The sequence below is a fragment of the Providencia sp. R33 genome (assembly GCF_019343475.1).
Classification (GTDB): Bacteria; Pseudomonadota; Gammaproteobacteria; order Enterobacterales; family Enterobacteriaceae; genus Providencia.
On record NZ_CP072453.1, the window covers coordinates 2070551 to 2087837 of the forward strand.

20 protein-coding genes are annotated in these 17287 nt (G+C 36.4%); 7 read left to right on the forward strand and 13 right to left on the reverse strand.

Annotated features, from left to right (window positions below; translation table 11 throughout):
• Positions 1 to 181 precede the first annotated feature (181 nt).
• Positions 182 to 1075: an endonuclease/exonuclease/phosphatase family protein gene (locus tag J6836_RS09825; RefSeq protein ID WP_219248891.1), complete on the reverse strand. Its 894-nt coding sequence runs from the start codon at positions 1073 to 1075 to the stop codon at positions 182 to 184.
• Positions 1076 to 1319: 244 nt separating this feature from the next.
• Positions 1320 to 2354 (reverse strand): LacI family DNA-binding transcriptional regulator, encoded by a 1035-nt coding sequence (locus J6836_RS09830; protein WP_219248892.1) that lies wholly within the window; start codon positions 2352 to 2354, stop codon positions 1320 to 1322.
• 230 nt (positions 2355 to 2584) lie between these two features.
• On the opposite strand from J6836_RS09830, the gene J6836_RS09835 reads away from it, so the two are divergent.
• From J6836_RS09835 to J6836_RS09845, 3 genes are read left to right on the forward strand one after another with little or no spacing between them, the layout of a single operon-like run.
• Positions 2585 to 3031: a PTS sugar transporter subunit IIA gene (locus J6836_RS09835; protein ID WP_219248893.1), complete on the forward strand. Its 447-nt coding sequence runs from the start codon at positions 2585 to 2587 to the stop codon at positions 3029 to 3031.
• 21 nt (positions 3032 to 3052) lie between these two features.
• Complete coding sequence (locus J6836_RS09840) at positions 3053 to 3340, forward strand: PTS sugar transporter subunit IIB (protein ID WP_219248895.1); 288 nt, start codon at positions 3053 to 3055, stop codon at positions 3338 to 3340.
• 11 nt (positions 3341 to 3351) lie between these two features.
• A complete protein-coding gene (locus tag J6836_RS09845) occupies positions 3352 to 4608 on the forward strand; it encodes a PTS ascorbate transporter subunit IIC (protein WP_219248897.1) in 1257 nt (418 codons plus the stop codon).
• 48 nt (positions 4609 to 4656) lie between these two features.
• Here J6836_RS09845 and J6836_RS09850 read toward each other — a convergent pair whose 3' ends face one another.
• From J6836_RS09850 to J6836_RS09875, 6 genes are all read right to left on the reverse strand, one after another.
• Positions 4657 to 5463 (reverse strand): bestrophin-like domain, encoded by an 807-nt coding sequence (locus tag J6836_RS09850; RefSeq protein ID WP_219249475.1) that lies wholly within the window; start codon positions 5461 to 5463, stop codon positions 4657 to 4659.
• A gap of 394 nt (positions 5464 to 5857) precedes the next feature.
• Positions 5858 to 6211 (reverse strand): SH3 domain-containing protein, encoded by a 354-nt coding sequence (locus J6836_RS09855; protein WP_255586378.1) that lies wholly within the window; start codon positions 6209 to 6211, stop codon positions 5858 to 5860.
• Positions 6212 to 6291: 80 nt separating this feature from the next.
• The gene (locus tag J6836_RS09860; RefSeq protein WP_219248901.1) at positions 6292 to 6741 is read right to left on the reverse strand and encodes a GNAT family N-acetyltransferase; all 450 of its coding nucleotides are present in this window, start codon (positions 6739 to 6741) and stop codon (positions 6292 to 6294) included.
• A gap of 19 nt (positions 6742 to 6760) precedes the next feature.
• A complete protein-coding gene (locus J6836_RS09865) occupies positions 6761 to 7288 on the reverse strand; it encodes a DUF523 domain-containing protein (RefSeq protein WP_255586379.1) in 528 nt (175 codons plus the stop codon).
• Positions 7289 to 7423: 135 nt separating this feature from the next.
• Positions 7424 to 8368, reverse strand: coding sequence for an SPFH domain-containing protein (locus tag J6836_RS09870; RefSeq protein WP_219248903.1), 945 nt, complete (start codon positions 8366 to 8368; stop codon positions 7424 to 7426).
• A 278-nt stretch (positions 8369 to 8646) separates the two neighbouring features.
• Positions 8647 to 9390, reverse strand: coding sequence for an aspartate/glutamate racemase family protein (locus J6836_RS09875; RefSeq protein WP_219248905.1), 744 nt, complete (start codon positions 9388 to 9390; stop codon positions 8647 to 8649).
• Between the two features lie 121 nt (positions 9391 to 9511).
• On the opposite strand from J6836_RS09875, the gene J6836_RS09880 reads away from it, so the two are divergent.
• On the forward strand, positions 9512 to 10399 hold the full coding sequence (locus tag J6836_RS09880; protein WP_219248907.1) for a LysR substrate-binding domain-containing protein: 888 nt from the start codon (positions 9512 to 9514) through the stop codon (positions 10397 to 10399).
• An 85-nt stretch (positions 10400 to 10484) separates the two neighbouring features.
• Here the strand turns inward: J6836_RS09880 and J6836_RS09885 are convergent, their stop codons facing one another.
• Together J6836_RS09885 and pdxR are read right to left on the reverse strand one after the other, a co-directional pair.
• The gene (locus J6836_RS09885) at positions 10485 to 11768 is read right to left on the reverse strand and encodes a dicarboxylate/amino acid:cation symporter (RefSeq protein WP_219248909.1); all 1284 of its coding nucleotides are present in this window, start codon (positions 11766 to 11768) and stop codon (positions 10485 to 10487) included.
• Positions 11769 to 12085: 317 nt separating this feature from the next.
• Complete coding sequence (gene pdxR / locus J6836_RS09890) at positions 12086 to 13555, reverse strand: MocR-like pyridoxine biosynthesis transcription factor PdxR (RefSeq protein ID WP_219248911.1); 1470 nt, start codon at positions 13553 to 13555, stop codon at positions 12086 to 12088.
• 151 nt (positions 13556 to 13706) lie between these two features.
• On the opposite strand from pdxR, the gene J6836_RS09895 reads away from it, so the two are divergent.
• Positions 13707 to 14138 (forward strand): carboxymuconolactone decarboxylase family protein, encoded by a 432-nt coding sequence (locus tag J6836_RS09895; RefSeq protein ID WP_219248913.1) that lies wholly within the window; start codon positions 13707 to 13709, stop codon positions 14136 to 14138.
• 73 nt (positions 14139 to 14211) lie between these two features.
• On the opposite strand, the gene map is transcribed toward J6836_RS09895, so the two are convergent.
• Together map and J6836_RS09905 are read right to left on the reverse strand one after the other, a co-directional pair.
• A complete protein-coding gene (gene map, locus J6836_RS09900; RefSeq protein WP_219248915.1) occupies positions 14212 to 14982 on the reverse strand; it encodes a type I methionyl aminopeptidase in 771 nt (256 codons plus the stop codon).
• Positions 14975 to 15181 (reverse strand): ParD-like family protein, encoded by a 207-nt coding sequence (locus J6836_RS09905; RefSeq protein ID WP_219249478.1) that lies wholly within the window; start codon positions 15179 to 15181, stop codon positions 14975 to 14977. Before J6836_RS09905 ends, map begins: the two co-directional genes overlap by 8 nt.
• Before the next feature lie 319 nt (positions 15182 to 15500).
• On the opposite strand from J6836_RS09905, the gene J6836_RS09910 reads away from it, so the two are divergent.
• Together J6836_RS09910 and J6836_RS09915 are read left to right on the forward strand one after the other, a co-directional pair.
• Positions 15501 to 15926 (forward strand): universal stress protein, encoded by a 426-nt coding sequence (locus J6836_RS09910; protein ID WP_219248917.1) that lies wholly within the window; start codon positions 15501 to 15503, stop codon positions 15924 to 15926.
• 131 nt (positions 15927 to 16057) lie between these two features.
• Positions 16058 to 16489: a hypothetical protein gene (locus tag J6836_RS09915; protein ID WP_219248918.1), complete on the forward strand. Its 432-nt coding sequence runs from the start codon at positions 16058 to 16060 to the stop codon at positions 16487 to 16489.
• Positions 16490 to 16493: 4 nt separating this feature from the next.
• On the opposite strand, the gene J6836_RS09920 is transcribed toward J6836_RS09915, so the two are convergent.
• A complete protein-coding gene (locus J6836_RS09920; protein WP_219248920.1) occupies positions 16494 to 17270 on the reverse strand; it encodes a nucleotidyltransferase domain-containing protein in 777 nt (258 codons plus the stop codon).
• Positions 17271 to 17287 lie beyond the last annotated feature (17 nt).

Genomic DNA, 17287 nt, shown 5'->3' on the forward strand with positions numbered 1-17287 from the left:
AATAAACTCAAGAAGTACTTTTGAGTTTGCCCCTATAAACGATGAAAACCTCACGTTTCATAAGAAACATGAGGTGTGGTCGATATGTGGACATCGACAGAAATAAATCCTTTTATTTCATATTGTTAAATTGTATAACACAGGCCCCATAATGAGGCCTAACCTTAAACATCATGTTTATTTATTGCTCTTGTAATTCTAGCTCAGCAATAATTGGAAGATGGTCGCTAACACTCGACCATTGGAATTCTTTGCTATCTGTTGGGATCTGCATGTTCTTCACATCCCACACTTGGCCTTTAAATGTAAAAATATGGTCAATATCAATCGCTGGGTTTACTGCTGGCCAACTACGATAATCTATCCCTTGTTTCTGTACAGGGTTCCACATATAACGAATTTCTTGAATTGGTTGCTCATTCGCCGTGGAATTAAAATCCCCTGCTAATATTTTTATTGAAGCAGCAATATTATCAAAACCCGTATCTGTATCGCCGATACTCGCATCTAAAATATGGCGAACTTGGCCAATACGAATACTTGGGTCTTTTTGCCAATCAAGGTGCGTTCCCATCACAATAATCGGTGCATCAAAACCAGGCTTAGTTATTTGTGAGATTAGTACCACACGCTGCTCCGCATCACCTGATGGTAAATTAACAACTTGGGATTTCTCTATTTTATATTTTGATAAAATTCCGACACCATATTCGCCACCATCGAAATCCAATGCCTTACCAAAAGCAAAATCCATCTTATTTGCTTTGGCGATCTCTTCGAGTTGATGAACTTTTTTACTACGCGCCGTTTTATTATCAATTTCAGTTAAAACAATAACGTCTGCATCTAGCTTGCCAATGGCCTTACTTAAATTATCTAAGTTCGCCACATCTTGGGCTAATTCATTTTTACCAATATTGTAAGTGGCGACTTTAATTGTCGGCTTATTTGCTGTATAGACTTTATTCGGTGTACCGCCATCTTGTACTTTTAAAACTTCAGAACCTGTCGTTGCAGCACTCACACTACAAGAAACTAAAATAGCCGTTGAGATAACAGTTTTAAGAAATTTCATGGTGACTCCCCAGTAATGGCTCAATGAATTCATCGAGTAATAAACTTCTAATATGAAGGCAGTTAACTGCCCTCTTTATACATTAACAGGGAATAAATAGGATGCCGTGACCTAGCCGACACTCTTATTTCGAGATACAAAAAAACACCCCTGATTTTCATCAAAAAGTGATTTATGCCACTATATTTTGTCGGTAAAAGATTAAATTACACGCTAAAACGTGAATTTAAACTAACGTGTTATTTTATGCACTTTGTCTGGCTTCAAACTTATAGGGAAAAATGATCTCTTCTTGAGTCTCTGAAAAATCAGTGTCAGGGTCAGCTAACCACTTCTGTAGTTTTTTGGCGGTTTCTCGCGCCATTTTACTGTAATCAATACGGACAGATGTGAGTGACGGCTGGATATGGTCGCAATTTGATGAACCTTCTACACAAGCAAGTGCTAGCATTTTTGGCACTTTAATTAACCGTCTTTGGCACTCAAAAAGCACGCCAAGTGCTATCATTTCATGGCTGCAAATAACAGCTTCGAGTTCTGGCTGCCGTGTTAACATTTCACTAATCGCCTGACGACCAAAATCCATTGTAGCAACATACGGAGTTGTGATGCTTTGGTCAGCACTCTGGTTATAAGCCAACATAGCCTTATTCCAACCGCTCAGTTGTTGGCTTTGCATTTTGCTGTCCATTTGAGCGCCAATATAACCTATTTTTTTATAGCCTTTTTGTAGCAAAAAATGAGTTAAGAAATTAACTGCCTCACCAATGTTACTTTTAATATTTAAAGTAACAGGATGGTTGGACTCCCCAGCCACGTTAATAACTGGAATATCTAAATTTTTAAGATAATTAAAAACGCCTTGTGAATTAACTGCACCAAATATAATCAGCGCCGCAGGGTTACTTTGTAATAAAGTCGATAAAACTTCTGATTCTTTTTTCTGCTGGTAATCATGGCTACCAATAACCACTTGGTAATTATTTTTATTCAGTACTTCTTGTAATGCTTGCAGAAAAACTGAACTCGCATTATCACGCAAAGAAGGAATTAATACTGCGACAGTTCGGCTTTGCCCAGACGCTAAAATCCCCGCGGCAGAATTAGGGATATAACCAAGCTCCTCAACAGCTGCGTTAATCTTTTCACGCAGATTATCTGAGACTAATTCTGGCGTTCGCAAAGCACGGGACACCGTCATAGAGCCAACGCCCGCGTATTTAGCCACATCCTGTAACGTCACTCGCCCAGTGTTTTTTCTTTTTCGTATTTTTTGCATGTAATACTTTTATTTAGCCTAAACTTATTATTCAACGGCATTAACTTAGCACAGGTTGAATTTGTTAATCAGCTTACAAGTCTATTCATTTAGCCTTTGTTCGCAATATTTATTCAAAATGATAGCGCTATCACGAAAATGAACAAATCAGCTAGATAGCGCTACCATAGATCACTACTATTCACTCAACCATTAAAAAGATAAAAATTTAACCGACCAGGAGCAAACCAATGCTTACGACTTTACTGACCTCGAACGTTATTCAGGTCGTCGAAAGTGCCACAGATTGGCAAGATGCGATCAAAATCGCCTGTAAACCATTAATTAACCATAAGTTAATCGAACCGCAATATATTGATGCGATTATCAAATCACATGAAAAAATTGGCCCTTACTATGTATTAGGCCCAGGTATTGCAATGCCCCATGCTCGTCCCGAAGATGGCGTAAATCAGCTATCCCTTGGCCTAACCGTGATTAAACAAGGCGTAGAATTTGGTTCAGAAGGTAATGACCCAATCAAATTGCTTATCGTCCTTGCCGCTACAGACAGCAATAGCCATATTGGCGCTATCGCAAAACTTGCTGAACTTTTTGATAATCAAGAAGATATTGACAACCTCATGCAATCAGAAAACGTCGATGACATTCTTAAAATCATCGCTAAATACGAATAATTTAATATTAAGGTAAATATTATGAAAATCACCGTTGTTTGTGGAAATGGCTTAGGCACCAGTTTAATGATGGAAATGAGCATCAAAAATATTTTAAAAGATATGCAAGTCAGTGCTGAAGTTGACCATGTAGATTTAGGATCAGCAAAAGGCACAGTCAGCGATATTTTTGTTGGCACAAGTGATATTGCCGAGCAGCTTGTTGCTCAGCAAGTGGGTGGTGAAATCGTCGCACTGGAAAACATGATTGATAAAGTTGCCATGAAAGAGCGCCTCACCGTTGCATTACAAAAACTTGGTGCGATGTAAGCGGAGGCTCTATGTCATTTTTTCGTTTTCTGATGCAGGATGTTTTATCTGAACCTGCAATCCTAGTCGGTTTGATCGCACTTATAGGTCTTATCGCACAGAAAAAACCCGTTACTGAATGCATTAAAGGGACAATCAAAACCATCATGGGTTTTGTGATCTTAGGTGCTGGTGCAGGTTTAGTTGTCAGTTCTTTAGGTGATTTTTCGGCTATTTTCCAACACGCATTCGGTATTAATGGCGTTGTACCGAACAACGAAGCTATTGTTTCTATTGCACAAAAAAGCTTCGGTCGCGAAATGGCGATGATCATGTTCTTTGCGATGTTAATCAATATTCTCATTGCTCGATTAACACCATGGAAATTTATCTTCTTGACGGGTCACCATACATTATTTATGTCAATGATGATTGCCGTTATCCTGGCAACCGCTGGAATGGAAGGTACAATGTTGGTTACCGTTGGCTCTTTAATTGTGGGTTTCTGTATGGTATTTTTCCCTGCCATCGCACACCCATATATGAAAAAAGTCACCGGTTCTGATGATGTTGCTATTGGTCACTTTTCAACCATCTCTTATGTTTTAGCTGGGTTTATTGGTAGCAAATTTGGTAATAAAGAACATTCGACTGAAGACATGAATGTGCCAAAAAGCTTACTATTCCTGCGTGATACACCAGTAGCTATTTCCTTCACCATGTTCATTATCTTTATCATTACTTGCTTATTTGCGGGCGGTGATTTTGTTCGTGAAGTAAGTGGTGGCAAAAACTGGTTTATGTTCTCATTAATGCAGTCCATTACGTTCGCTGCTGGGGTATACATTATCCTGCAAGGTGTGCGTATGGTTATTGCTGAAATTGTCCCTGCATTTAAAGGGATCTCAGACAAACTAGTGCCAAATGCAAAACCAGCATTAGACTGCCCAGTGGTATTCCCTTATGCCCCAAATGCGGTATTAGTCGGTTTCTTAAGTAGCTTCGCCGCGGGTGTACTCGGTATGTTCATCTTATATGCGTTGAACATGACCGTTATTATTCCAGGTGTTGTACCACACTTCTTCGTTGGCGCCGCTGCTGGGGTATTTGGTAATGCAACAGGTGGACGCCGTGGTGCTATCTTAGGTGCATTTGCGCAAGGCTTATTAATCACCTTCTTACCTGTATTCTTATTACCTGTACTTGGGGATATTGGTATCGCAAACACCACATTTAGTGATGCTGACTTTGGTGCAATCGGAATTTTATTAGGTATTATCGTTCGCTAATCTAACAAACTCCCCAAGCTATTTTTCTTGGGGAGTTTTACTTTTATTCTACTTTCCCAACCATGCACCATCCTTAAATAAGAACTCCTGCAATAAAACTAAGTCATCAGGAACGACGTGGATCATCCCCTCTCCTGGCACATCAATTTCTGCAATCATAAATAATGCCAAGGTGGTTAATGAAGGTAGAATAAGGATCAGCCAATTTTTTCCTTTAGTACCGCGAATGTTATAGCCAATAAGGACATTCGAGCAAATAGCAAAAAAGATGAGGAGAAACCAAGTTGCATTAGGAATTTGATGCCGCCAACTTGCCATGGTCTTTTGCTGGGAAAGATAAAGATCGCTAAATGCGGTTAATACCGAAGCGACAACAGGGTTTGGTGATTGGTTTGCTTCTTTGACCGCGATTTCCCAAAGTTGGTTTTGTTTCTCCAGAGAAAACATCCGCCATTGGCTATTTTCATCACTGATCCCTGATTTGAAAAACTCAATACGCGCTTCTAAATATTGCTGAAGAAGCTGAGAGGCTTTATTTCTATCATCAGCATTCAATAACTGAGCACGTTGATACGCAGTGCCAATCGCGATAGCTTCATTTTCCTCTGTTTGTTGGCGATTGTTATAGCCATTAATAGAAATAGAGAGCACAAAGCCAATCAGTAAACCTAGCAGTGATAAAATTGCCCCTAGAATAATTTTAGCTTCATCATCTGCAACTTCTTCATGCGCAGATTTACGCTTAAAAATATATTTACCAATGTAAGCAGATAAAATTAATAAAACAAACGTGATCACAAATAAAAGAATCGAATCTATTGGCGAATCATTAATCAACTCAGAGATATTAAACATCATTTAAACTCATCAGATTTATTTCCTGATGATATACCACGATTACAAGATAACTATCTAGCAAGGAAACTCTAAAATAGGATATTTAGATAAGATCACTAAATCATCATCCAGTAATGACTTAAAATATGTAATTTTCAGTGTGGCTTGCTTTTTGTTTAGCATTAAAAGACATTAATTTGACTTAAGGTTAAAAAGAAAGCGAGATATATAGTGCCGATATGATCATATTGCTTTTTTAGATGAAAAGGTGCGCCTTTTATTGAGCTGGGAATAATTAGTTGACGACCAACGGGTAAAAAAGCCTAAAACTCATTCAAATAATGGGCTATTAATTCACTCATGATACTTCCAGAGAAATTTTGTCCCAGCTTTATAAAAGAGAACTTATTCTCTAGATTTCTTGTAGATTTAATTCAGGGAGCCAACCTTGCTCTTGTGTATCTAGTTTTTCACACCAAATCCAACCATTGGTTTTTTGATACCCAATAACCTGTTCCGATATTTCTACGTTCAGTTCCAAAGCACTGTAGTTTTCTTTAGCAATTCCAGTAGTTACACCAGTCAACTCAATTAATTGCTTCGGAACCCAACCACTTAAACCATTAAATGAGCAATAATACCAATTGTCCCAACCTTCATCACCTACGTATTTTTCGCCTACCACCAACGGGTCGCCCGCTGAAAAATGGATGGGATTGGGATATTCAGATATATGACTCTTAATCACCATAAACTGTTTTTTCATTATGTTGCCCATAGTATTTTTGTCTTTAATTATCATAGTAGAAGACTATAACCAATTTTATAAAGGATCAAATTGACACGTTAAAACTCTATAGCATAAATATGCTCACCATCCACAATTTTATTGGTAAATTTAAAACCATGATTCATATAAACTTTTTTTGCAATATTATTTTCATCATCTAAGCCCAAAGAAATTTTATTTACCCCACTCCCTTTGAGGTACTTGATAATCGCAAAGAAAGATTGATTACCCAACCCTTGTCCTATAAATTTATGATCTAACATAAAGCGGCAAATAAAAGCTTCTTGGGGTTTATCCTCTAATATTTTATACATAAAAAAACCTATCAATACATCTCCGTGATAAAGCGCATGCGGTTTATACTCAGGGTAAAAATGAGATTCAGCGATTGAAAATGCATTGCAACACACATACTCCTCTAAAACAGTGGCAATGCCATCCGTATTAGAGGTTAATTCCCCAACATCCCAAAAATTGAATTTATCAACAGCACGGATTTGTATCATAAATTACCTAACGCTATTGTTACGTTGCATTATCAAGTAATGTGTTAACCACTGGAATTAAATTTGGCGAGTTTTCATCCAAAATTTGAATGTTATTTTGTTTAAATAATGCAGCACAAACTCCCATGCCTGTTTTTAGTGAACCATTGAACTCACCACTATAAATCTGTTGGCTTCCACAAGATGGGCTATTAGCCTTAAGGACAACAATACTGACATGTAAATCTTGTACTCTTTTGAGTGCTATTTCGGCACCTCGAACAAAAGCCTCAGTGACATCAATGCCTTGATTATCCATAACCTTAGCTCGCCCTAATAAGACATCTTCCCCATTACCACCAACTATTTCTGCAGGTGCCCTGGGAGTTGGAAGTCCACCAAAAATCTCAGGGCAGATGCTGATCACTTTGCCTGTATCATAGAGTTCTTTTAAGGGGGTATAGAGTTGATGCTGACCATCATACCTTACACAAAACCCTAATAAACATGAGCTTACTGCTATCACCTTAGCCTCATCCTTCTCTTTTACATCTCGGAATTTTTGCATTTAATATCATTATAGCGGCTATTAAACTTCATTTGCTCCTCATTCTTCGCGCCAATAATGCTTATTTTACCGATAAAAAAACCAGCTCTACTTTACATAAAGCTGGTCTTTGTTTAAAAAATTATTCAGGCAAAATTATTGGCTACTGCGCATATCCATAATCATTTTGCCGTCGTAATCAGCACCAACAACAATATTAGGCACTTCACCTTTATATTTGTGCGCTTTAATCTGTTCAATCTCTAACTGTTTCCAATTGATCATTTCGCGGGTAATTGTGCGCTGCAATATTGCATTAGACTCTGATTCTTTTTGCGCTGCATATAATTTTGCATCCGCCTCTTGGCGCATTGCAAATGCATTTGCCTGCGCATTACGCTCTCTAGCAATTGCTTGTTGCTCCGCAGACTCACGCTCAGCTTCTGCAATGACAACTTTCTTCTGCGCTAATTCACGTTCTTTTTCTGCTTCAGCTTTAGCTTGGTTAATTTGCTCTTGGCGCATTTTAGTATTAACCACTTGTTCCTGAACCACCTCTGGCAAGGTAATATCTTGGATCATAATTTCTTTAATCGTGTAACCATATGGCGATGCATAACCTTGAATTGCATCTCGAATGGAATCTTGTAATTTCCTCTGTGTATCTGCGGTATAAAGATCTTGGGCGTTTGCTACGTCTTTACCAAATTCTAAAATTGTTGAGATCAGTTTTTGGCGCACATATTTATCCAACGCCTCACTTTCAGTACCACCATTAATACGTAATACGGGTGCTTTTGCACCATCAAATTGCAACATAACGGTAATATCAACAATTGATTTCAATTTATCCTGTGAAGGAACCCGAAGTTCCTTTAATGAAACACGAATATCTTTTGTTGAATATGTATCGAAGTTAGTAAATGGGTTAATAGGAAAGTGCAGCCCTGCATCATATGCTACAGGATCAACCTTCCCTAAAAATGTGCCAACTTTTACAGACCCGTCTTGAACAATAGTATATGAATTAACACCAACAAGCCCAAGAACAAGCAGCACCGTTGCACCAATAACCAATTTAACCATCGATTTAAATTGCATGAGTAGATCCCTATCTGACAATAACTAATAATTATAATAAAACGTCTATTGTCGCTACTCCCCCGCTAACTACAAGTTACAAAATTCCTAAACTTTCAAATAACCCTAAAAAAGAGGTTATTTGACAACCAAAGATCGTCAATTATATACATTGGTTTCAGTTTATTTTTCAATTCATAAATAAAAATACATTAAACATTAAGAATCATCTGACCTATTATTTTTATATTAAACTAATAATTATATTTAAAACACGCCCTGATGCTGGCTATAAAAAATCAAACTAACTTATGGTAATTCCCACTTGTCACTTCCTGTTCAAACTCTTCATCTCTAAGATTATACCAATCTATAGCTTCTTTGATTAAAGCCTCAGTTGCATCAATAAATTCATCTGGTGATTTTTCAACTAGCTCTTCTAAAATTAATGGTATCTCAGTACATCCCATCACAAATTTATTAACACCATCGGATTTTAACATATTAATATAAGGGAAAATTAGCTCCCTTGCTTTACCAATATCACCTGATTTGTAAGAAATAATACTTTGCATTATTTTAAATTGATTAACCTCATCAGGAACAATGCACTCCACATTATTAAAACTGAGTTTATCTTGATATAATTTCGTACGTATTGTTGCTGTTGTTGCCAATAAAGCCACTTTTTTAATTTTATTATTAATAATACTTTTACACGCTGCATCAATGATACTAATAAAAGGAATTTTCACTTCCTTTATTAACTCGTCATACCAATAATGCGCTGTATTACAAGGCATAACAATACAAGAAACCCCCGCACCCTCAAGTATTTTTAATGAATCTATCATCGCAGGTAATGGTGATGGCCCATCATAAACAATATTTTCCGTTCTATCTGGAATGTCAGGAATAGAAACAATAATGACAGGTATGTGCTCCTGATCTTTAGATGCTTTAGTATTATTGATTAATTTAGAAAATGCATCTGCTGTTGCACCTGGTCCCATTCCCCCTAACATACCTAATATTTTTTTCATAACCCCTCCCATCAAATTAATAATATAATCGCATAATGCTCACCTTTCGTAATTGCAGAGTTTCTATAAGTTATGCTAAATTTGCATAGGAAATAAATAACTATAATCATAAGAGGATACAATGATCAGTAATCTAGAAATTAAATGGTTGCACGATATTGTTGTACTAGAAGAATGCCGCAGTTTTACTCTAGCCGCAGAGAAAAGAAATATATCTCAATCATCTTTTAGTCGCAGAATTCAATCCATCGAATCCTCCGTTGGCTTTGAAATATTTGATAGAAACACTAATCCATTACAGCTCACCCACCAAGGAAAAAGTTTTATTGTTTATGCTAGAAACTTACTTGATGATGTCTATTTTCAAATAAATAGAATTAAAGGTATCGATAACGACAAACAGAAAATTAATATCTCGGCAGCACATTCACTTTCTGTTTTTCTTCTTCCTGATTTTATATCCCAGTTTTCACAAAATATTGATAAAATTTTCTTTGTAGAATCAATTAATGTTGATGAAGCAGTTCATAAACTAAAAGAAGGACAAAGTGATTTTATTTTATCCTTCTATAACGAAGAATTAATGTCCTCACCATTTCTGCATGCGAAAATTCTTGAAAGTCGTTTACATCTAGTTTCATTATGCGATAAAAATAAGAAACCTATTTTTGTATTAGATGGTACAACCTTACCTTTAATGAAATATACCGATGAAAGTTACATGGGGCGACAAGTCAACCAACTAATGGACAAATCTACCGATTTACCTTTTGAATTATCATTTGTCTCATCGATGAGTGACGTATTAAAACGCATGGTTCTAAACGGAAGTGGTGTGGGTTGGTTGCCCGATTATTCGATTAAAAATGAACTTGAAAGAAACGAACTCGCTATCCTAGATAGTACGCTTTCCATCACAATGGGGGTGTATATTTACCGAACAGAAGCAAGACTCAATATTTCATCGGAACGTTTTTGGCAGTTTATGCGTAACCAAACAAGTAAATAATATTCTGCTATTTATCTGAATAAACAAAAACCCTTCTAAAGTTAACCAACTCAGAAGGGTTTCAATTGCTAAGTAGCCTTAAATCCTATGATGTTGATGTTGCTTTTTCATCAAGTATCACATCCAAATCTTCTTTTAAACCACCCTTTCTTTCTTCTAGTTTGGAAATAACTGCCGTAGAAATACTGTTCCCAACTACATTCGTTGCAGTTCTTCCCATATCGAGGAATTGATCAATCGCCAGTAACAACAGTATTCCCGCTTCAGGTAAGCTAAACATTGGTAGTGTTGCGGCAACGACCACAATAGACGCACGAGCAACTCCCGCCATTCCCTTACTTGTTACCATTAATGTTAACAAAATGAGAATTTGTTCAGTAATACTCAAATCAATACCATACGCATTGGCAATAAATAACACCGCAAATGACTGGTACATCATCGAACCATCTAGGTTAAAAGAGTAGCCCAGAGGCAAAACAAAGCTGGTGACTTTTTTGGGAACACCGTATTGGTTCAGTGCTTCCATTGTTTTTGGATAAGCAGATTCACTACTTGCTGTCGCAAAAGCCAACGCAACAGGCTCACGAATTAATTTTCCTAAACTAAATACAGATTTACCTAAGAATACGTAACCTGCAAAGAACAGAACACCCCATAATACAGCTAATGCAACATAGAAAAGGCCAATTAATTTTCCGTAGTCGTACAATAAACCTAGGCCTTCAACTGTAACCGCGGATGCAATTGCCGCAAATACCGCAATTGGTGCAAAGCTCATTACATAGTCCGTAATGCGGAACATGATGCGCGATAAATCTTCAATCAATGTCACAATTGGGCTTTTTTTATCTTTGCAGATAAACGCAAGTCCCGAACCAAAAAAGATAGAGAAAACTAATATTTGTAAAATTTCGTTGTTTGCCATCGCTTCAGCAAAACTTTTTGGGAAGATATGGGTAATAAATGCTTTTAATGTAAAGCCAGAGGTATTTAACCCACTATCAACAGCAACGGCTGGAACAGTTAAATTTAGCCCCACACCGAGTTGGAAAACATTAACAAAAACCATACCAATTAATAATGAAATAACAGCAGCAGAAATAAACCATACCATGGCTTTAATAGTAATACTCCCAACCGAAGATGAACCTCCCATGGAAACAATACCAGAAACAATTGTAGCAAAAACAAGTGGTGCAATAATCATCTTTATTAATCGTAAAAATACATCAGTAATAATATTTAGATAAGATGCAATATCTTTTGCTTCTTCCACTGATGCAGCATAATTATGACACGCCCAGCCTAATATAATACCAAGCACAATCGCTATCATAATTTGTTTCATGAGTTTATGTCTATTCATTCGTACCCCTATTTTATTTATGTAAAATTATAGTTGGAGCTATAACCTTTTATCGGATGCGACTCTTGAGCCTGATTTTGATAGTTACATTTTTTTAACTTAAAGAGAAATGCAAATGGACTTAATCGTATGCAAAAATTGCATAATAAACAAAAACAATATAACAGATTGATTTAAATGGAATAAAAAAATTAAAATGATTGTAAAATTTAATTGCAGAGCTTGAAATTAAATTTATTTTTTAAATTAAACAATAAAAATCACTCAAATTAAAAACTTAAGTCAAATAAATACCGTTAAAATAAATCGAATTTTCTTTATTTCAATCCTTCACATGATAACAAATTATGGCTAATTTCATTTAATTTATCGCATAACATCAAAGCTTCTTGCTTATCTTTTATATTGGTAAAACCCAATAATAAAAAAGCACTTTCTTTTTTATTTATCAACCAATCATCTAAGGCTTCAATTTTTAATCCATGATGTGTGGCTAATTGGGAAAATTGAGTTGCCGATGCCCCATTAATAAGTTTAACAATAATATGCATGCCACCAGCTTGTAATTCTACTGCAAAAATATCACTCAACTTTATTTTTATCGCCTCTATTAAAAAAGATCTTCTTTGGCGATAGAGGTGGCGCATTTTACGTAAATGACGGGAAAAATACCCTTCTTGAATAAACACGTTAGTAATCTCCTGCTGCCAGCTTGGGCATTGATTTCCCATGGTTACAGCTGTGGAATGGAAGTGCTCATGGCAACTAGAAGGAACAACAATATAAGATAGGCGTAATGCAGGGAATAGTACTTTGCTAAACGTCCCACAATAAATAACACGGTCTTGATTATCCAAACTTTTCAATGCTGGTAAAGGACGGCCTTGATAGTGAAACTCACCATCATAATCGTCTTCAATTATCCAGCTACCTTGCTGGTTTGCCCATTCAAGTAATGCTAACCTACGTTCTAAAGTTAATGTGACGTTTGTTGGACTTTGGTGTGTTGGTGTCACGAGTGCAAATTTAGCTTCTGGCGCTACTTCAATACCCTGTTTAACATTAATCCCTTGTCCATCCACACATACAGGTATCAGCTTTAATCCTATTTGCTGTAAAAAATCGCGAGCGATATGGTAGCCAGGTTCCTCAAACCAACCGATATCCCCTGTTGTAAATAAACTTTGAGCAATTAATTGCAAACTTGCACGATGGCCAAAACTAATAAATATTTGCTCTGGGGAGCAGTTAATTCCTCGAGATATCATTAAATAACGAGCTAGGCCTTCTCTTAGCTGATTTAGCCCTTGAGCATCAGGGTAGCTTAGCAAATCAAAATGCCTATCACGCAATATTCTTGCAGAAATTCTTGCCCATAATTTATGAGGGAATGCATCTAATGCTGGAATGCCTAATTGAAATGGTGAAATTTCATAACCACTAGAATTTTGTTTTGAAAAATTATTTGTCAATGCCGTCTGATTCGAAGCTTTTTGCTCAAGATGCAGGCTTTTTAGTTCTTTAAAGCGATTTACTGGGAAACTTTTTATTGTTTGGGTGATAAAGGTTCCTTTCGCCCCTTTAGTTTCAAGTAACCCTTCGCTGACTAATAACTGATACGCTAATTCTATCGTACCCCTAGCAACATTTAGCTCACTTGCTAATACTCTTACCGAAGGTAAACGCTGCTCAGCTTTTAGTTGGCCACTTTTAATTCCCTCATGAACTCGCTGGTAAATTTGCAAGTAAATTGGTGTATTAATATTGGTATCAATTTTTAAAAACATACGCTCTCTCAATGACATTTACCTAAAACTTGTCCTAGTTAAATTAGCTACTCTTGTACCTTTAACCTAGGCCAAGATAACCTTAAAATTAGGTCATAACAATCACTGTACTTTGCATTTTATCTACTTATTAAATATATGAGGAAACACCATGAGCGCACTTAGATTAGCGTATAACACATTATCACCAGAAGCCTATAAAGGGCTAATTGATTGTAAAAATGCCCTCAATAAAAGTGGATTAGGTAAAGAACTAATAGAATTAGTTTATTTGAGAATTTCACAAATAAATGGCTGCGCGTTTTGCCTTGATATGCATGCGAGCTCCTTACGTAATTCTGGCGTAAGCAATAAAAAAATTGATACTCTCGCAGGGTGGCAAGTAAGCCATCATTTTAGCGATCCTGAACGTGTTGCATTAGCATGGACTGAAGCGGTAGTTAATATTGCAGAAAGTGACACTGCTGATAGTTTATTTGATGAGCTAAAGCGACATTTTAGTGATGTGCAGATTTCTGATTTAACAATAGCCATTGGGTTAATGAGTGCATTTAATCGCATTGCGATTGCATTAAGACAATAATCAAGACTCACTGCAAACAAAAATGAGTTTGCTACCCTTTTGGCTAACAAACTCATTATATAAGACTTAAAAACTATTTTTCTTCATCACGCAAAGTTAATACTTCATATCCTTCTTTCGTCACTAAAATGGTATGCTCAGATTGTGCAGATAGTTTTTTATCTCTTGTAACTACCGTCCAACCATCTTTTTTCGTTTTAATTTTCATACCACCTTGGTTAATCATGGGTTCAATCGTAAAAGTCATTCCCTCTTTTAACGCTACCCCTTTTCCTTTAACACCGTAATGCAATACTTGCGGATCTTCATGCATTTCACGCCCGATACCATGCCCGCAGTACTCACGAACTACACTATAACCTTTTGATTCTGCATAATGTTGAATAGCAGAACCAATATCACCTAACGTTGCACCTGGCTTGACTTGTTTGATCCCTTCCCACATTGCCGCATAGGTGTCTTTGACAAGCCTATGTGCGAGTGGCGAGGCATCTGGCATAACGTACATTTTACTTGAGTCTGCAATAAACCCATTTTTCTCCAATGTGATATCTACATTAATAATATCTTTGGCTTTTAAAATTTCGTCTTCTTTTGGCACACCATGGCAAACGACTTCATTTAATGAAGTATTAAGCACATATTGATAGCCATATTGCCCTTTGCTTGCAGGGCGTGCTTGTAATTCATCAACAATATAACGTTCAACTTTATCGTTGATTTCCATAGTCGAAATACCTGGCACAATAACTGAATCAAGCATTTTAAATACGCTGGCCAAAAGCCTCCCTGACTCACGCATCAGTTCAATTTCTTCTGCTGTTTTAATTGTAATATTAATCATGAACTTTTCCTTTTGCCTCAGATAACTCTTTTTCTAGCATCTCGTTGATTAACATTGTAAATGTCTTATCTGGATTTAACTCCGCCTGTATCCCTATTTTTATCCAAAACTCGGCTTGCGAATTTATAGAGCGTGACATGACTTGGCTTGCATGGCGTAGATAATCATGCAGTTCATCTGAAATTTTTACGATCCCCAAAACACCCTCGACAATACGAAATGTATATGAATTATTATGAATCATATATTAATACTGTCGTAATGCAAAGCTAAGGCGGTTTTAATAGCACAAGCGGCATGAAAAATATCAGAAGTATTTCCCTTAACTTTCTTAAGATGAATCCGCCGTCAAAGTATTTATATTGTTAATCAGCTATGATTAATTTGCGAAATTTTGGTTGACTCTCGATAGCCTTTTTCGCACTTTATTTAGCAAAAGGCTAATATAAATTCGTATCTACTTATAATTCTAAATTCGATTACAGCATGGACTCATTAAATGAAAGCTGGAGAAAAACATGTATAAAAAAATCTTAGTACCTATTGATATTACAGAGAAAAGTTTAGCTCACCTTGTTATGTCGCATATCCAATATTTGGCTGAATACGAAAATGCACACATCCATTTTTTAGCCATTATTCCAACTGTTCCTTTTTATACCACGATGGGTTTTGGTTTTGCTGAAAAAGCCGATAGCGAACAAGAAAATGTGACTAAGCAACTTGCTGAGATTATCAAAGAATTTAATATTCCAGCTAATAAACACAGTGCTCAAGTGTTAATGGGAACTCCAAGAGATGAAATCTTACGTGTTGCTGAAGAAATTTCAGCTGATTTGATCGTAATAGGCTCAAGAAGACCAGGAATGTCGACCTATTTCCTAGGCTCAACCGCATCAATGGTTATTCAAAACTCAAAAATTTCTGTCTTAACTGTCCGTTAATTTACCATTGATATTAATTAGAAAGGTAGCTCATTAATTGGCGCTACCTTTATTTTCTCGTTATTCCTAAATACAAAAACGTGCAACAGTATTACCCTATTTCCCTCTCAATTTTTCAATCAAGGAATACAATGAAAAAGTATTTTCTCGGAATTAGCATTACCATCAATATTATTTTGATCGTGGCTCTAATTATTGCTATGACCATGTTTTTTAATATAAAAAACAAAGCATTAACCTTAGTTGAGCAGGTTAAATCTGGGGAGTATGTTGCGCTACTTAAACAAAATTCAGAACAATTAATACCCAATACCTTAAAAGAATTACAAGCGATAGAAATGAGTGATAACCCTTGCGAATATTTTTATCAAAAGGTTGATACTGCGGTTGAGTACCTAAACAACAACCCCGATATTATTGGTGCACAGACATATACAAGTCAATTATCTACACTTAAAAGCACTATTGATAAAACACCTTCACTTTTAAAAAATAAAGCCTGTAAAAAAGGGATCTCAAGCTTTAACTATATTATTGAAGCAATACAACCTAACGAAGAATAACCACTTAGCGTTTCTTTATATTATGCCTTTCTTCAGATAGCCAATTCATCTGCGCCTTTAGGTTAACGGTAAATTGTCGATCATTCACTAAAGGTTCTAGAGCCTGAGCTAAAAAATACTGTAACTGCTTTTTTTGTGCAGGGTAACGTAAAATTATTTTTTGCACATAATCCTCAAGACTGTCAGGCCAGTCTTTGTCTTCTTCTTTACGCAAAAGATCAGTAGAACGAATTAGTTTCCTAGCCGCTGCCCTTTGTAAGAATTTCCGTTTCATTAGATCATTACAAGTATCAATCTTATGAATATAACCATTTAATACATCGATAAAATCACCATTTACCGCATCCACAATTTTCCTTGAAGGCAAAAATGATATAAATTTTTTGCTCAGGTCATCTCCGTACAGACAGCGACAGTGGTGTTTTATCCAATAACCCCAGCTATATAAATTAGTCTTATCCGTCACCTCTGAATAAGTACCAATATCAAAATCGACCTTACTAACCACTTGGTAGTCTGAAGCCAAAGCCTCCTGCAGCTGCACTAGATAAGATGCTTCCATTTGGCTGATAGGTTGATTTATGATGACACAAAAATCAATATCAGATTTATATGGTGTCGCCTGCCCTTTCGCCACACTACCATAAATATAAATACTGTGAAGATCCTTGTTTAATAAAGTACGGAGTCGATTGACTGACTCTGTTATGAGTTGCTGAAATTCGGATTGATAAGGCAATGTTTCAAGAATACAAATATAGCCGTTTTTATCTAAAGCCATTAGCTAGCCATTACTAT

Bases quoted from the DNA above. Each gene is read 5' to 3' on its own strand.
- J6836_RS09825 (WP_219248891.1), bottom strand. From the start codon at position 1,075: ATGAAATTTCTTAAAACTGTTATCTCAACGGCTATTTTAGTTTCTTGT.
- J6836_RS09880 (WP_219248907.1), top strand. From the start codon at position 9,512: ATGATCAGTAATCTAGAAATTAAATGGTTGCACGATATTGTTGTACTA.
- J6836_RS09910 (WP_219248917.1), top strand. From the start codon at position 15,501: ATGTATAAAAAAATCTTAGTACCTATTGATATTACAGAGAAAAGTTTA.
- J6836_RS09855 (WP_255586378.1), bottom strand. From the start codon at position 6,211: ATGAAAAAACAGTTTATGGTGATTAAGAGTCATATATCTGAATATCCC.
- J6836_RS09860 (WP_219248901.1), bottom strand. From the start codon at position 6,741: ATGATACAAATCCGTGCTGTTGATAAATTCAATTTTTGGGATGTTGGG.
- J6836_RS09845 (WP_219248897.1), top strand. From the start codon at position 3,352: ATGTCATTTTTTCGTTTTCTGATGCAGGATGTTTTATCTGAACCTGCA.
- J6836_RS09840 (WP_219248895.1), top strand. From the start codon at position 3,053: ATGAAAATCACCGTTGTTTGTGGAAATGGCTTAGGCACCAGTTTAATG.
- J6836_RS09920 (WP_219248920.1), bottom strand. From the start codon at position 17,270: ATGGCTTTAGATAAAAACGGCTATATTTGTATTCTTGAAACATTGCCT.
- J6836_RS09885 (WP_219248909.1), bottom strand. From the start codon at position 11,768: ATGAATAGACATAAACTCATGAAACAAATTATGATAGCGATTGTGCTT.
- J6836_RS09915 (WP_219248918.1), top strand. From the start codon at position 16,058: ATGAAAAAGTATTTTCTCGGAATTAGCATTACCATCAATATTATTTTG.
- J6836_RS09830 (WP_219248892.1), bottom strand. From the start codon at position 2,354: ATGCAAAAAATACGAAAAAGAAAAAACACTGGGCGAGTGACGTTACAG.
- J6836_RS09835 (WP_219248893.1), top strand. From the start codon at position 2,585: ATGCTTACGACTTTACTGACCTCGAACGTTATTCAGGTCGTCGAAAGT.
- map (WP_219248915.1), bottom strand. From the start codon at position 14,982: ATGATTAATATTACAATTAAAACAGCAGAAGAAATTGAACTGATGCGT.
- J6836_RS09850 (WP_219249475.1), bottom strand. From the start codon at position 5,463: ATGTTTAATATCTCTGAGTTGATTAATGATTCGCCAATAGATTCGATT.
- J6836_RS09895 (WP_219248913.1), top strand. From the start codon at position 13,707: ATGAGCGCACTTAGATTAGCGTATAACACATTATCACCAGAAGCCTAT.
- pdxR (WP_219248911.1), bottom strand. From the start codon at position 13,555: ATGTTTTTAAAAATTGATACCAATATTAATACACCAATTTACTTGCAA.
- J6836_RS09875 (WP_219248905.1), bottom strand. From the start codon at position 9,390: ATGAAAAAAATATTAGGTATGTTAGGGGGAATGGGACCAGGTGCAACA.
- J6836_RS09865 (WP_255586379.1), bottom strand. From the start codon at position 7,288: ATGCAAAAATTCCGAGATGTAAAAGAGAAGGATGAGGCTAAGGTGATA.
- J6836_RS09870 (WP_219248903.1), bottom strand. From the start codon at position 8,368: ATGCAATTTAAATCGATGGTTAAATTGGTTATTGGTGCAACGGTGCTG.